The organism is Halovivax ruber XH-70 (assembly GCF_000328525.1).
Lineage (GTDB): Archaea > Halobacteriota > Halobacteria > Halobacteriales > Natrialbaceae > Halovivax > Halovivax ruber.
Map to the genome: position 1 here is coordinate 2460102 of NC_019964.1, position 15642 is coordinate 2475743.

The window sequence follows — 15642 nt, forward strand, 5'->3', positions numbered from 1 at the left end:
GACCGCGACGGGCACCGCGGCGTCGAAACCCGTCAGGTTCGGGGTCGTCGAAGCGACACAGACGCGACCGCGACGAGGACACCGAGGGCCACCAGGATGCCGAAGCCAGGGATCGCGTCGTCTCCTGATTCGTCTGACTCGCCGTTCCCCGGCGCTTCGTCATCGGTCGGGTCGGTGTCGGTCCCGTCGGTTGTGGGCGATCGGTCGGTAGCTGGCGAGCGATCGGCTGCGTCGTCGGGGTCGGTGACGGTCACCGTCGTCGTCACGGCGTCGTCACCGACGTCGACGCGGACGTCGTACTCGCCGACTGTGAGTTCGGCTTTCGGAATCTCGAACTGCAGTGTCACCCGGTCGGTTCCCTCCAGTTCGAGCACGCGCTCGTCGATCGGCTGTCCGTCGAGATCCAGCGCGACCGTCGTCGTTCCCGACTCCTCGCCGGTGTTTTGAACGGTCGCCGTCACCGTAACTACGTCGCCCGTCTCGACCTCGGTAGGTGCGTCGATCTCCGTGATCTCGAACTGGGCCGGGTCCGGCGATGGGGCGGGCGGAAGCGACGGTATCCCACCGGAGTCATCGGAGAGCGACCCGACATTGATCGTTCTCGCGTCGTGGTTCGTTTGACTCTCGACGTACAGTTTCATCCCGAGTCGGTCGCCCTCGTCCATCCCCATCGCGAGATTCTCGGTCGTCACGAATCCGGGTTCGAGATCGACGTCGCTCTCGTCGACGGGTTCGTCGTCGACGAAGAGGGTGACCGATTGACTATCGGCCGTCTGGCCCCGGTTCTCGACCGCGACATCCACGGCGAGATCGTCGCCGGACGCGTCGGGTTCGCGGACGTTCGTAATGGTGACGTCGAACGTGGGGCGATCGGCGTCGTACACCGGCCCAATCTCGTCGCTGAGACCGTTGCTCGACGCATCAGCGTCGGGGACGTCGCCCTCGGCGACGATGGTGACGGGTGTTCCCAGCTCGATTTCGTCGAGCTCGACCGGGACGACCGCGAACGTGGGGCTCTCCTCGGTGGCGTGCGCGATCGACGCGGGTGCTTCGCCGACCACCGCCCCAGCGTCGTCGACGATCCGCACGGTTGCCTCGGCCGCCAGGTCCCCGCGGTTGGCGACGGAAACGTTCGCAGTGAGGCTGTCGCCGTCCGCAGCGTACTCGACGGCGCCGACCGCGAGATCCGGCCGAAGGAACCACGCCGAGCGCTCGGACTGCTCGATCGTGGCGGCTCCGAGGGATCCGTGGGGATCGAGACGCACCGAATCTGCAACCGTCCGGTTCAGCGCCGCCGTGTCGACCGTCACCGACGCCGTCGCGTTCTCCAGTGGCTCGATCCGCTCGACGGTCGTCTCGGCGATCGTTTCGGTTCCAGTATCGAAGGAGACCGGGACGTCGACCGCCGCTGCGCCGCCGTCGTTTTGCACCACGGCCGAGATCGTCACCGTCGCAGCGTCGATACGTTCGCCAACGATCGACTCGATCGAGAGCGAGGGCGTGGCGGCGACGACGCTCACCTCCTCGACCCCGTCGTGGACCGTCTCCCCGTGGTCAACGTGCAAGTCGAATGTCCCACTCGCATCGACGGACAACACGACCTCGCCGGAGACGGTCTCGCCCGCTTCGAGGGAGTCGTGATCGACCTCGGCGACGACCCCCGTCGCGTTCGAGATTGCGACTGTCACGCCCTCGGTGGTCGCGACGTCGCCGACGTTTCGAAGGTCGTAGGCGACCGTCGACGCCTCGCCGGCGGGGGCCTCGGTCGCAGTCGCTGTGAGGTCGAACGCCGGGCGGAACTCGTGCTCGGCCACGAAGACGTCGTTCACGGCGTCCATGTCGAGCTTCTGGACGGCATAGGCGGCGTAGAAGCCCTCGCCATCGGCGGCCGGCGTCACGTCGGCGAGCCACGCCGTGTGATTGGCCTCGCCCACGGCGACGTGTTCGCGGTCGTGGATCCAGCCGTCGCCCCGGTCCAGCCGGTAGACGAGGTCGTGGGCACTCTCGCCGTCGGTCATCGCGCGGTAGGAGAGGACGGTGTCGTCGCCCGCCGTCGCGAGTGAGAGTTCCGAGACGTCGTGGACGTCCGAGCGCAGGTCGAGGTCTCCGGTGGTGCCGGAAGCCTCGCTCTCGTGGAGGGTCGGGTCGAGAGCGCCGTCGACCCAGACCGTCCGCCCGGCGTCGGTGGCGATCGAGGTGGCGTTGCCCGCGTCGTGGCGGTGCAGTTCCTCGCGGCCGCCGTCGGCGGCTACTCGCTCGGTGACGACCGCTCCGGTCCGGCTCTCGCCGGCGAACGGATCCGCGGTCGGACCCTCGTCGACGGTGGCGTAGGCCAGCGTGACCGCGTCACCGTCGCCCCCGGGCGCGACGCCCAGCGCTGGCAGCGTCGCGTCCTCGATCGACTCCACGTCACCGGCCTCGCCGCTCGCGTCGACGGTCACGTACCGTACGTCGACGCCGGAGACGTTCTCATCCACCAGGCCGACGGCCTCCCAGGCGAGCAGCCACCGGTCCTCGATCCCGACGACCGACGGCGCGGTCTGCATCCCGTCGGTGTCGGTGAGGATCGCTGGCTCGCTCCAGCCGTCACCGTCGTCGATCGCGAACGCGATCTCGTGGCGGGGGAACAGGTCACCTGGGCTCTGGATCTCCCCCTCGTCGACGGACTCGTTCCACGTCGACCAGACGGCGAGGACGCCCTCGTCGGTTGCCGCGAGCGACGGCCGCTCGTCGCTCGTCAGGTCGTCGGTGAGCGACGCGACGTCGGACCATTGCTCCTCGCTCCCGTCGTAGCGCTGGTAGTGCAGGTCGCGGCCGTCGGAGACGTTCTTGTCGCCGTCCTGGGCGCTCCAGACGGTCACGAGGTCGTTGCCGTCGACGGCGATCGTCGGCTGGGTGTCTGCCAGATCCCGATCCGTCAGCCGCTCGACGCCGTCGGCGGTGCCGATCGCTCCAGCACCCGCGGCGGTCGAGACGGTATCGTCCTCGTCGGCGAACGGTCGCTCGCCGTACTTCGAGGCGAACGCCCACTCGGGATCCTCGACCGCCTCCGCGCCCATCGCGAGCGTGAGGCCGTCGTCGAGGCCGCCGCCCCACGTGGCCGGACCGAACGTGGGGCCGTCGCTCCACTCGAGGGGACCACAGAAGACGCCGAGTTCGGCCGAGAGCGTTCCTTCTCCACGGAAGTTCGTCCCGTCGACCTGTTCGCCGAAGTCTCCCTTCCCGTCTATCGAGCCCGAGCCGCCCGTGTGTACGCCACAGCCAAGGATGTCGAGTATCGCGTCGATCGAGAGCGTGAACCCGGCGCCCATCGAGCCCTCTTCGACGTCGGGCTCGCCCGCTTCGTCGAACAGCTCGTCGCCGAAGTCAGCCTCGAGCAGGTGCCTGGAGTCGAGCGTGCTCCCGACGCCGACTTCACCGACCCAGGGTACCGAGAACCCGACGCCCGGACCGGGGACGTTGTACATCTCCCCGTCTACACTCAGGGAGGACGACTCGACTGCCAGATCCGAGTCGAACGTGACCTCGGACACCACGTCAGCCTTCGAGCCCGTGTCGATGAACGGACTGAGGGACGCACCGGCTTCGCCGTCGAAGGTGGCAGTTCCTGCGACGGCGTCCGCGTCGTAGGTGAACGTCGCGATAGGTTCGCTGAACAATATAAACGTGGTATCGGAGGTCGGGAGCCCCTCGACGGTCGTCGTCTCGTCGAGCACCGTTTTCGGTGCCACCATCGTCGTGATCGTACCCTCCGCCCGATCGATCTCGGCGTCCTCGAGCGGGTCCTCGAGCCACTCGGGCGTCTCGAGTACCGACACCAGCTCGGTCATCTCCCACTCACCGCCGTCGGCGGTGACCGCGGTCACCGTCAGCACCTCGTCACCGTCGAGGTCGCCGAGGTCGAACGTCGCCGACGCCTCCTGTGCGAGTCCGTCGGATTGGGGGAGTTTCGTCTGCGTCTCGTCGCCGAGTTCGAAGACGAACTCCTCGACGTCCACCGCCTCAGCGCCGACGGTGTCCATGCTGAGCAGCCTGGCCGTGAACGTCTCTTCCCACTCGACGCCGGAGAGCGGGACGCCGCCGTACTCCCGATCGATCGAGGTCGAGGCCATCGGCTGTGGATCCCACTCGAGCGTCGGTGGCCGGACAGGGACGTCGAACTGTTCTTCGGTGCCGTCGACGTCGGTCACGGTCACCGACCGCGTTCCCCAGGGCCACTCGTACTCGTGGAAGACGAACGATCCCTGAGCCGTAGTTCCGTCGCCGAACTCCCACGTCGGGTTCGCCGCGTCCGACGCGTAGAAGGTGACGGTCTCGTGCGGTTCGGGTTTGGTGGGCCAGAACACGATGCCGAGGTCGTCCGCTTCGACTGCGACGGGTACGGTCTCCGCATCGTCGGCGGTAACGGCCGTGAAGTAGTACTGGCCGACGTCATCGGGACCGGTCTCCCACTCGAGGGTGACCGGCTCGCTCTCGCCGGCGTCGAGGTCGACCGTCTCGCTGGCGAGCATCTCGTCGTCGGCGTCGCGGAGTTCGACCGTCTCGGTTCCGGATTCGTCACCGACGTTCTCGACCGTCGTCTCCACCTCGACGGTCTCGTTCGCGGTCACCGGGGAGTTCGTCGAGTCCAGCGTGAGTTCGAACGTCGCCTGAGTGAACGCCTCGACCGTCACGTCGACGTCGTCCGCGTCTGCACTCGCTTCGACCCGGAGGACGTGGGTGCCGACGTCGTCGCCGTCGGTCTCCCACTCGAAGGCGACCGTCTGGAGGCCGTCGTCGTCGAACGCGACCGTCTCGCTGGCGAGCAGTTCGTCGTTGGGGCCCCTGAGTTCGACCGTCTCGTTGGCCGGCCCATCGCCCACGTACTCGACGCTGACCGCGACGTCGACCGTCTCGCCTTCGACCACCAGCTCGTTCGTCGACTGGATCTCCACGAAGAACAGGACCGGATCGAGCTCGACGCCTTCGGTCGTTTCCTCGCCGGCTTCGACCTCGACGGAATCGACACCGCGGGTTTCGTACTCGTCGGCGCTGACGACGACGACGTAGCTGCCCGAATCCAGGCCGTGGACTTCGTAGCTGCCGACCGCGTCGGTCTCGGCCTGGGCGACCGTCGCGTCGGTCTCGGTGTCGATGACGGCGATCGTCGCACCCGCGACCGGATCGCCGGTGTCGGCGTCGGTGACGGTCCCCGAGAGCGACGGGACGGGTGACGGCACGCCGCCGTGGCTCCGGAGCGTCGGGTAGCTCTCGGTAGTTTCCCAGCGCTCCTCGAAATCCAGTGCGGACATCGCCTCGTCGGCGTCCTCACCGCGCATCTCGTCGGTCTCGAGTCCCACCAGGCCGCTCGTCGTCGCCTCGTTCGCACCGATGGCCGCCGCCTGGGTCGTCGCCTCGACGTCCCAGTAGGCGTCCGTCGCCGTCCCGGCCTGGGCGTTGCCGATCAGTCCGCCCGTCGTCTCCGCGTCCCCGCCGTCGACGAGGCCGGCCGCGTAGGAGGTCTCGAGGGTCGGTGCGGGACGGTCCGGATCGCTCTCCTCGAGCAGTCCGGTCAGCCCGCCGACGTACTCGTCGCCGACCACGCCCGCGACCGCGTACGAGTCCGCGAGCGAGCCGCCGTACTGGGCGCCGGCCATGCCGCCGACCCACCGATCGCCGGTCACGTCGCCGGCGACGCTCGACGTCTCGAGCGTCGAATCGACGAGTTGACCGACGCTGCCGCCGACTCGATCGCCGCCAGAGACGTCGACGTCCGCGTGCGTGTCGGAGACCGAGGCGTTCGCGGCCACGCGGCCGGCCGCACCACCGGCCCACCAGCCGGTCCAGCTATCGACCGACCCCTCGACGGTGGAATCGGCCAGCTCGGACGTCCCCAGATAGCCCACGATGCCGCCGACGTCGTATCCGTCGCCGGCGACGGTGACATCGACGTCCGCGTCGACGCCCTCGATCGACGAGTTGTCGTACGCGCCGGCGACGACGCCGCCTACGGTGCTCGAGTAGCCCTGGGCCGTGACAGAGCTCGTCAGTGTCGCGTTTCGAAGCGTCGAGCGGTCGTCCAGCACGCCGACCGCCCCGCCGACCGTCGAGCCGTCGCCGCTGACCGAGACGCTGTCAGCCTCGACGTCCGCGACCGTCCCGCCGGTCACGGTCGCGACGAGTCCGAGATCGGCGGTGCCGTCGACGGCCACGTCACTGATCGCTAGATCCGTCACGTTCCCGCCGTCGACGGAGCCGACCAGCCCGACTCGATAGTCGCCCGAGACTGTCGCACCGTCGACCGTCAGGCCCGTCACGTTCCCGCCGTCGACAGAGCCAATCAGCCCGACGTCGTCGCCACCCGCGACGCTCGCGTCGGAGATCGTGAGGTTCCTCACCTCGCCGTCCTCGAGGGAGCCGAAGAGACCGACATCGTCCTTCTCGGGCCTGTCGATCGTCAGGTTCGAAATTTCGTGTCCGGCGCCGTCGAACGCGCCCCTGAACGTGACGTCGGAGGCGCCGATTGGCTCGAATCCCGCGCCGCCGTTCCAGTGCTCCGTCTCCACAGCGACGATGTCGTCGCCGAGAACGTAGTGATCCCACCGGCTGTAGCCGCCGCTTACGCGTATCTCGGACGCTACCGTCTGGAGCACGTCGACCGTCGTGATAGCGTGGGGTGAGTCGGCCGAGCCGTCCCCCCAGGGCAGCATATCGACGTCGAGCGTGGTCGTGACGTCGCCCTCGACGACGACGCCGTGCTCGTGGATCGGCGCGTGATCGCCCTCGTACTCGTCGGTGGCGAACTCGACCCGGTGGGTGCCGGCCCGAAGTTCGAGCGCGTACGTACCGTCGGCGCCGGTCGTCGTCTCCCCGATGACGTCCCCGTCGTCGATCGCCGTCACCTCGACGTCCGCGATCGGTTCGCCGTCGCTCTCGTTCCTGACGACGCCGGCCAGGTCGCCGCGCTCGCTCACCAGTATCGGCTTCGTCACCGACGCGGTCGACTCGGCGTCGTCGACGACCTCGAGGGTCACCTTGTACTCGCCCGGCGCGTCGTACGCGTGGGTGAGTACGGGGTCGCTCGTCGTCTCGTCGACGCTCCCGTCACCCGTCAAGTCCCACTGGTAGGTCGCAACCTCGCCGTCGACCGCTGTCGAGAGTGAGGCGTCGAACGTCGTCTCCTCGTTTGTCTCGGGTTCTACCGGCTCGTTGGTGAACGAGGGGAGCAGGTCGCGGTCGTGGTGTCCGAGGGTGCCCGCCAGTACGCGGGAGTCGAGGCTGGTGCCGACGCCCGCGCCGATCGCGTAGAGTCTGCCGTCGCGGCTGCCGACGTAGACGGTCCCGTCGACGACCGTCGGCGAACTCCGGATCTGGTGTCCCGTCTCGAACGACCAGCGCTCCGAGCCGTCCTCGACGTCGAGCGCGTAGAGGTTGTTGTCGTAGCTCCCGACGAACACCGCGTCGCCGGCGACCGTCGGCGAGGACCGGAACTCGCCCGTGTTCAGCCGGCCGACCGTGTAGTTCCACACCTCGGTCCCGTCGTTCGTTCGAACCGCGTGGACGGTTCTGTCCATGGTCCCGACGTAGACGACGTCGCCGGCGACGGTCGGCGACCCGGGAATCCCGCCATCGGTTCCGAACGACCACCGTTCGGCACCGGTGTCCGTGTCAAACGCGTATAGCGCGTGCTCGTGGCTTCCGCTAACCCTGTCGAAGCTCCCTACGTACACCGTCCCGTCGACGACCGTCGCAGACGACTGAACCTGTCCATCGACGGTTCTGCTCCACGCCACGGATCCATCATCCGCGTCGAGGGCGATGACGTTCGCCTCCCCGTAATCGGAAAGGTCGCCGACGAAGACCAGCCCGCCCGCGACCGCCGGCGAGGACCGGACCGAGGCCTCCCCGAAGAACTTCCACTCCACCTCGCCGGTCTCGGCGTCCAGCGCGTAGACGGTCGCGTCGTGCTCCCTGGAGGCGTTCTCGTAGCTCCCGACGTAAACGGTGCCGTCGACTACCGTCGGCGACGACCGAACGCTCGCCCAAGTGGATGCGTTCCACACCTCAGTGCCGTCCTCGGCGTCGATGGCGTAGACCGAATTATCCTGACTTCCCACGTACACCGTTCCGTCGGCGACCGCCGGCGACGAATCCACGGCGTCGCCGGTTTCGAACTGCCACTCGAGGGAGCCATTGTCGACGTCGACCGCGTACACGTTGCCATCGTGGCTCCCCACGTAAACCGTCCCGTCGACGATCGTCGGCGAAGAGCGAACGTCATCGCCGGTGGGATACGTCCAGCGGGCCGTCGGCGGATCTACGTCGGCTGCCGCGGGCTGGGCGGCCGACTCGAGCGACGTGGCGTCGAAAATCTCGAGTCCTCCGTCGCCGTCGTCTCCGTCAGCCACCGCCCCGCCCGTCGTCCCCCAACCGACGAGAGCCAGCGATGCGACGAGCAGGACAACCGTCAGTACGGCGACGGCGATCGCGGGGACGCGAGTCCACGCGCCCGCTTCCGGTCGATATCTCCGCCACCCCTCTGTAGACTCCGTCCCCATCTCAGACGACCTCCGGGAACGCGCCGATCTGCGAGAAGAGCCCGAACGTATCCCAGACGTCGACGGTCTCCACCAGCCGACCGTCGTCCACGCGGAATACGGACGCGCCCTCCAGTTCGAACGAGCGACCGGTCGGCGCGATCCCCATGATCTCGCCGTCGTGGGTGCCGGTCGAGGTGTAGGTGAGGATCACCGCGTTCCCGTCGACGTACGTTTCGCGGACGCTCTTGGTCAGGGTGGGCGATCCGGTCCGAACCGTCCCGACCCACTCTTTCAGCGCGCTCGCCCCGGCGATCGGCTCGTCGAACAAGGGGTCGTAGTGGACGTGTCGGTCCGCGACGAGTTCGTCGATCAGTTCGATATCCCCGGTGCTCCACACCTCGCGGAGCATCAGGTGGGCCGGGTTTGCCGTCGATTTCGGTCCGGTTGCGGCTGTCATCGGAAATTGAGAGAACTTCGAACGTGACGATCATAAGAATAATCTGTATGACAATACTGTGAGTTCGGCTACTATACCGCGATACTGTGATTTTCCATACAGATTGACGGAGAGTGGCCCGTTGCAACCCGGTCGAAGACACCCGCCACTGGCAGGGATCGGAGGAGCCAATAGGCCCTTCAGGAGGATTCTGACAGCTGTAGCTCGCGCGGGGTCCTCACGATTCGAACGCAGTACCACAGGCGAGGTATAAACCTACGATCTCAGGGACACTCGTCGGGAAGCGAGATCGGGTCGGTCGCGCCCCAGGAGTGAAAGTCCGCCTGCGTGGTGGGCCCCTCGATTCGAACCGGATAGCCAGTGTCGACGCTGACGTATATCGTGTCCGGCCCGTCCTCGAACACGTACACCTCCTCGCCACCGATGGAGGCCGTACCGACCGCCGGAAGCGACGCCGTGCTCGCATCCGGTTCCTGCTCGGCGTCGACGTACTGTCCCTGGTCCGCATCGCGACTGTCGGGATCACAGTGGCCCATCACGTTGATGTAGTGCTGGCCGTCGATGCCGTACATTTCGACGACCTGGCCGTCCTCTTCCTCGATTTCGACCCGGTAATCGCCCTCGTAGACGACCTGTGTGCCGCTAGCCGCCATCTCGCCAGTGATGACGAGATCGACGGCGAAGGACGACTCGTATTCGACGACGTCGCCGTAGGTTACGTCATCCGGGGCGGGGCCGGTGTCCTCGACCTCGGCATCGGAGTCGGCGCCCGTGTTCGAACCGAGTGCACCGGAGCCGTCGTCCGGTGCATCCTCGTCGGATAAACAGCCGGCCACAGTAGCCGTCGCCGTCGTTCCAAGCAGTGCGAGCGCACGTCGTCGGGAGATCCCGTCGGACATCGAAGACCACTCGGGTTGCCACGACGATAAGTATAATCTGTATGATATTACTGTCGGGCCGACGACTGTATCGTCGTACTATCCGTCCACTGATAATTTCGTGATGGCATCGACGACTTCGAGCGATTCGTCGAGCGTCAGTTGTAACCGATCGTCGTCACATGGAACGGTCAGTCGGATACGAACCGGGTCGGTATCGACGACGTCTTCGGAGACGGTCTGGGCCAGGTGGAACGTCTCCCACGAGGCGAAGTGGTGGACGGCACCGTGGTCGTGCAGGAACGAGATCAGCGTCGGATGGGCGAAGATAGCGATCGTGAGCGGTCCGCGCGCCACCGATTTACACCGGTTGCACACCGTCGAGACCTCGATCCGGTGGCGTCGATGGCAGTCCGGACAGCCGCCCCGTCCGCCGGGTTCGTGCGGCTCGCAGATATCGAGCGAGCCCTCGACCACGCTCGAGCAGTCGGGACAGACGCCGTGGATGAACGATCGTATCCGGTTGAAGTTGTACGCGAGCGTCGCGTGAAACGCTTCGTCCGGCGTCCTGTGTGACAGCCCCGCCGGCGGGAATGCGAACGTGAACAGGACGCCCTCGTCGCCCGCCGCGTTTTGCCAGATGCCCAGACATTGGCTGCACGAGACCTTCACGTGGTGGTTCTCGTAGGAGACGACGACCGGAGCGTCACACCGAGGGCACGTAGCGTCGATCTCCGCGGTGTCGATACTCGGCCGTTCGCTGACCGTGCCCGCGATGACCGCCCGAGCGATCTCGAAGCCGGCCTCGGTGAGTTCGTACCCGGAATCCGTCCGGCGGACGAAGTGGTCGGTGAGCTGTTCGATGTGGTAGTTGAAGTTCCCGGTGTCGCCGTAGCCGACCCGGTCGTACAGCTCCGAGAACGTGACCGCGGTGTCCCCGTCGTACAGGTCCGCGAATTTGACCACGTTGGCCGGGTCGTCCGGCTCGTACAGTTCCCACAGCGCCCGAACGATCTCGAATCGCGTTTCGTTGGCCAGGACGGCGAAGGCGTCGTCCGGTGCCAGCGTCGCCGCATCGGCCGCGTCCCCACGAGACATGCGCCTCATTCGAAAGTAACGCGTGAAGTACTTTTCCACCGTGGCGCCGGGAGAGCGTTCCCGGAGGGGCGGAGATCGCCGTGGACGGCGCTAACTGGCTCCTCCTGATCCGACCCGGAACGGCCCGCCTCGCCGACCCGTCCGCTCCACGGGCGTGAACGACCCGCCACCGCGCACGATCCACAGGGATCGAACGGGAACGATATTGACCCGTCCGGACGTAGGGACACGCACACCGATGTACGACGCGATCCTGGCGGCCACCGACGGGAGCGATGGGGCGGCGGCCGCCCTCGAGCACGCAATCGCGCTGGGCGAGACGACGGGTGCGACGGTCCACGTGGTCACCGTCGTCGAGAGCACGGACAACCCGATGAAGTTCGGGACCGCCGAGGTGGACGAGCTCAACCGCGCGGCGGAGGAGATCGTCGACGAAATCGTCGACGCTTACGATGGCGAGGGCGTCGACATCACGGGCGACGTTCGCCGGGGCCGGCCGTCGGAAGCGCTCCGTGCGTACGCCGAGGAAGCCGACGTCGACCTGATCGTCGTCGGCGAACGCGGCGCGGGCGGCGTCGCTGGCGCCCTGCTCGGCAGCACGGCCGACCGGCTCTCCCGGACGGCCACCGTTCCGGTGACGGTCGTTCCGGTCGAGGCGGAGTGACTCGCTGACCGGGAAGCGGTCGGTACGTCGCAGGTTGGTTGCCAGCACCTGCGAGATGGAATCCTATTTCCCGACCCACGGACACACGGGTCTGAACCCGACACCGGGCGACGACGAGCTGTGCGGCAGGCCGACCGGCTCGTCCACTTTCACTCCGGTACCGTTCCGAACCGACAGTCCTTACCTCCTCGGGGCGCTGTCGACTGCTAGATGACCGCCGAGCACATCGAGGTCCGCGGTGCCGAAGAGCACAACCTGAAAGACCTCGACGTCTCGATCCCCCGGGAGTCGCTGACCGTCGTCACCGGTCTCTCGGGTTCGGGCAAGTCCTCCCTCGCCTTCGAGACGATCTACGCCGAAGGCCAGCGACGCTACATCGAGAGCCTCTCCGCGTACGCCCGGAACTTCCTGGGCCAGATGGACAAACCCCAGGTCGAGACCGTCGAGGGCCTCTCGCCCGCGATTTCGATCGACCAGAAGAACGCCGCGAACAACCCCCGCTCGACCGTGGGGACCGTCACGGAGCTGCACGACTACCTTCGCCTCCTCTACGCCCGCGTGGGGACGCCCCACTGCCCGGACTGTGGTCGCGAGGTCGGCGAGCAGTCGGCCCAGAACATGGTCGAGCGCATCTTCGAGCTGCCCGAGGGCACCCGCCTGAAGCTCGCCGCACCCGTCGTCCGTGACCAGAAGGGCGCGTTCGAGGACCTCTTCGACGAACTCGTCTCGGATGGGTACGCCCGCGTCGAGGTCGACGGCGAGGAACACGACCTCACGCTCGACCGCCCCGACCTGGACGAAAACTACGACCACACGATCGACGTGATCGTGGATCGGGTGAAGGTCGGTCCCGAAGACCGGCCGCGCATCGTCGACAGCGTCGAGACGGCCTTAGACGAGGCCGACGGCGTCCTCAAGTTGATTCTGCCCGACCCCCCCGAGGCCGCCGCCGACGATCTCGGCGAGGAGGCCCGGCGGACGGGCGATCTGGGGGCGGTGACCGACGACGAGGCTGGCGACGACGCCGACGCGACCGACGCCCAGGACCGGCTCGTCGTCGAGTTCTCGCAGGAACTGGCCTGTACCCACTGCGGGATCGACATCCCGGAGATCGAGACCCGAAGCTTCTCCTTCAACTCGCCCCACGGCGCCTGCCCGGAGTGTGAGGGTCTCGGCGAGACCAAGGAGATCGACGAGGACCTCGTCATCCAGGATTCATCGAAGACGCTCAAGAACGTCTTCGAGCCCTGGAGCTACTCGCGATCGTACTACCAGACGCGACTCGACGCCGTCGCCGAGCACTTCGACGTCTCGCTGTCGACGCCGTTCGAGGACCTGGCTCCGGACGTGCAGGACGCCTTCCTCTACGGGACGAGCGAGCAGGTGCTCTTCGAGCGCTCGACGCGAAGCGGCAGCCGCCGCAAGCGCCAGCGGTTCGAGGGCGTCATTCCCAACTTAGAACGGCGTTACGTCGAGACGGACTCGGACTCGACCCGCGAGCACATCGAGGACTTCATGTCCGCGACCGCCTGCCCAGCCTGTGACGGCACCCGCCTGAAGCCGGCCTCGCGGGCCGTGCTGGTCGACGACACCTCGATCACCGCGATCAACGCGATGAGTATCGGCGACGCGCTCGCCCACTTCGAGTCGATGGAGGCCGACCTCACCGAGCGCGAGCGGACCATCGCCGAGGAGATCTTGAAGGAGATCCGCGCGCGGCTCGGCTTCATGGTCGAAGTCGGCCTCGAGTACCTCACACTCGACCGGGAGGCCTCGACGCTCTCGGGTGGTGAGAGCCAGCGCATCCGCCTGGCGACCCAGATCGGCGCCGGCCTCGTCGGCGTGCTCTACGTCCTCGACGAGCCGTCGATCGGGCTCCACCAGCGCGACAACGACCGACTGCTGAACACCCTGGCAGAGCTTCGCGACCTCGGCAACACCCTCATCGTCGTCGAACACGACGAGGAGACGATGCGCCGGGCGGACACCATCGTCGACATGGGCCCTGGGCCCGGCAAGCGCGGCGGCGAGGTCGTCGTCAACGGCCCGATCGAGGAGGTCAAAGCCTGCGAGGACTCGATCACCGGCGACTACCTCTCCGGGCGCAGACAGATCCCCGTTCCCCAGGAGCGCCGCGAAGCTGACGGCCACCTCACGATCGAAGGCGCCCGCCAGCACAACCTGCACGACCTGGACGTCGAGTTACCCTTCGGCTGTTTCACCGCGATCACCGGCGTCTCCGGTTCGGGCAAGTCGACGCTGATGCACGACATCCTCTACAAGGGCCTGGCACGGGAGATGAACAACAATTTGAGCGTCGTCCCCGGCGAACACGACGCGATCGACGGCATCGACGAGATCGAGACGGTCCGCCTGATCGATCAGTCGCCGATCGGTCGGACCCCGCGATCCAATCCGGCGACCTACACGAACGTCTTCGATCACGTCCGCGAGCTGTTCGCCCAGACCTCGCTCTCGAAACAGCGCGGCTACGAAGTCGGGCGCTTCTCGTTCAACGTCAAAGGCGGGCGCTGCGAGGAGTGTGGCGGCCAGGGGACGGTCAAGATCGAGATGAACTTCCTCTCGGACGTCTACGTCCCCTGCGAAGAGTGTGGCGGCGAGCGCTACAACGACGCGACGCTCGACGTGACCTACAAGGGCAAGACCATCTCGGACGTCCTCGACATGAGTGTCGAGGAGGCCTACGACTTCTTCGAATCCTCGGGACAGATCCGTCGGCGCCTTCAACTCCTCAAAGACGTCGGCCTCGACTACATGCGCCTCGGCCAGCCCTCGACGACGCTCTCGGGCGGCGAGGCCCAGCGGATCAAACTCGCCGAGGAACTCGGCAAGAAAGACAGCGGCAACACGCTCTACCTGCTCGACGAGCCCACGACAGGGCTGCACTCCGAAGACGAGCGCAAGCTCATCGACGTCCTCCACCGCCTGACCGACAACGACAACACCGTCGTCGTCATCGAACACGAACTCGATCTCGTGAAGAACGCCGACCACATCGTCGACCTCGGCCCCGAGGGCGGCGAGAACGGCGGGGAACTCGTCGCGACTGGCACGCCGGAAGAAGTCGCGCGTACGGAAGGGTCCTACACCGGCCAGTACCTGCGCGACCTCCTCCCCGACGTCGACTTAGACGGTCCGCGCGGCCAGCGCGTCGAGCCGGTCACGGCGCCCGCGACGGACGACGACTGAGCGACCCCGCACGCATTTTGGATAGGATTTCCGCTGGAAACGGGCGTAATACCCTCCGGATGGATCTGTAGAACCTCTCCAGACACGTCGGATCGAGTGGCGCCGCCCTGTCCGCTACGCCATCGGGTCGGTACTTTATGGAAAGAGAGCGTAGGTAACTTGGAGATTCGACGTGGTTTCGTTCCTGATACCTTACGGAACCGGTGAGGGCCAGACAGAGAAAGTGGCTACCCACATCGGCGATGCGATCGCGAAGCGTGGACACGATGTCACCGCAGTGGACGTCAACGAGATGGCTCCGGACGTTGTCGTCGATGACTTCGAGGCGGTGCTCGTCGGGGCGTCCGTCCACGCCGGCAACCACCAGACAGCGGTTGCCAACTTCGTCCGAACGAACCAAGACGGACTGGCGGTGAAACCGACCGCGTTCTTTCAGGTGTCACTCTCGTCGGCGAGCGAAGACGGACGGGCGCAGGCTGCTGAATACGTCGAGAAGTTCGTCGAGGACACCGGGTGGCATCCAGATCGAATCGGCCTCTTCGGCGGCGCGTTGCGCTACTCGAAGTACGGATTCCTCAAGCGATTGTTCATGAAACAGATCGCCAAACGGACCATGTCCGACCTGCCTGACGCGGACACCGCTGGAGACGTCGAATTCACGGACTGGCACGAGGTCGAGGCGTTCGCCGCCGATGTCGCCTCGTTCGTCGAAGGTCGGCTCGGACAGACGCCTCCCTCGAAGGAGGGAAACGGGTCCACCTGACAGTAGGTCGACGGTCCCGCGTGGCGGGCGTGCTAGTTGTGGAGACTGCCCAG

At 66.7% G+C, this 15642-nt stretch carries 7 protein-coding genes; 3 read left to right on the top strand and 4 right to left on the bottom strand.

Annotated features, from left to right (window positions below; all coding sequences use genetic code 11):
- Positions 1-32 precede the first annotated feature (32 nt).
- The 4 genes from HALRU_RS11830 to HALRU_RS11845 all read right to left on the bottom strand — a co-directional run bounded on the left by HALRU_RS11830 (position 33) and on the right by HALRU_RS11845 (position 10952).
- A complete protein-coding gene (locus HALRU_RS11830; protein ID WP_015301622.1) occupies positions 33-8537 on the bottom strand; it encodes an outer membrane protein assembly factor BamB family protein in 8505 nt (2834 codons plus the stop codon).
- 1 nt (position 8538) lies between these two features.
- Positions 8539-8976, bottom strand: a complete 438-nt coding sequence (locus HALRU_RS11835; RefSeq protein ID WP_015301623.1) for an ester cyclase — start codon at positions 8974-8976, stop codon at positions 8539-8541.
- 263 nt (positions 8977-9239) lie between these two features.
- Positions 9240-9875 carry a hypothetical protein gene (locus tag HALRU_RS11840; protein WP_015301624.1) on the bottom strand — a complete coding sequence of 212 codons (636 nt, stop codon included), beginning with the start codon at positions 9873-9875 and terminating at the stop codon, positions 9240-9242.
- A 78-nt stretch (positions 9876-9953) separates the two neighbouring features.
- On the bottom strand, positions 9954-10952 hold the full coding sequence (locus HALRU_RS11845) for a winged helix-turn-helix domain-containing protein (RefSeq protein ID WP_015301625.1): 999 nt from the start codon (positions 10950-10952) through the stop codon (positions 9954-9956).
- 238 nt (positions 10953-11190) lie between these two features.
- On the opposite strand from HALRU_RS11845, the gene HALRU_RS11850 reads away from it, so the two are divergent.
- From HALRU_RS11850 to HALRU_RS11860, 3 genes are all read left to right on the top strand, one after another.
- On the top strand, positions 11191-11616 hold the full coding sequence (locus HALRU_RS11850; protein ID WP_015301626.1) for a universal stress protein: 426 nt from the start codon (positions 11191-11193) through the stop codon (positions 11614-11616).
- A gap of 210 nt (positions 11617-11826) precedes the next feature.
- Positions 11827-14826 (top strand): excinuclease ABC subunit UvrA, encoded by a 3000-nt coding sequence (gene uvrA, locus HALRU_RS11855; protein WP_015301627.1) that lies wholly within the window; start codon positions 11827-11829, stop codon positions 14824-14826.
- 172 nt (positions 14827-14998) lie between these two features.
- Positions 14999-15589, top strand: coding sequence for a flavodoxin domain-containing protein (locus HALRU_RS11860; protein ID WP_015301628.1), 591 nt, complete (start codon positions 14999-15001; stop codon positions 15587-15589).
- The last annotated feature ends 53 nt before the right edge of the window (positions 15590-15642 follow it).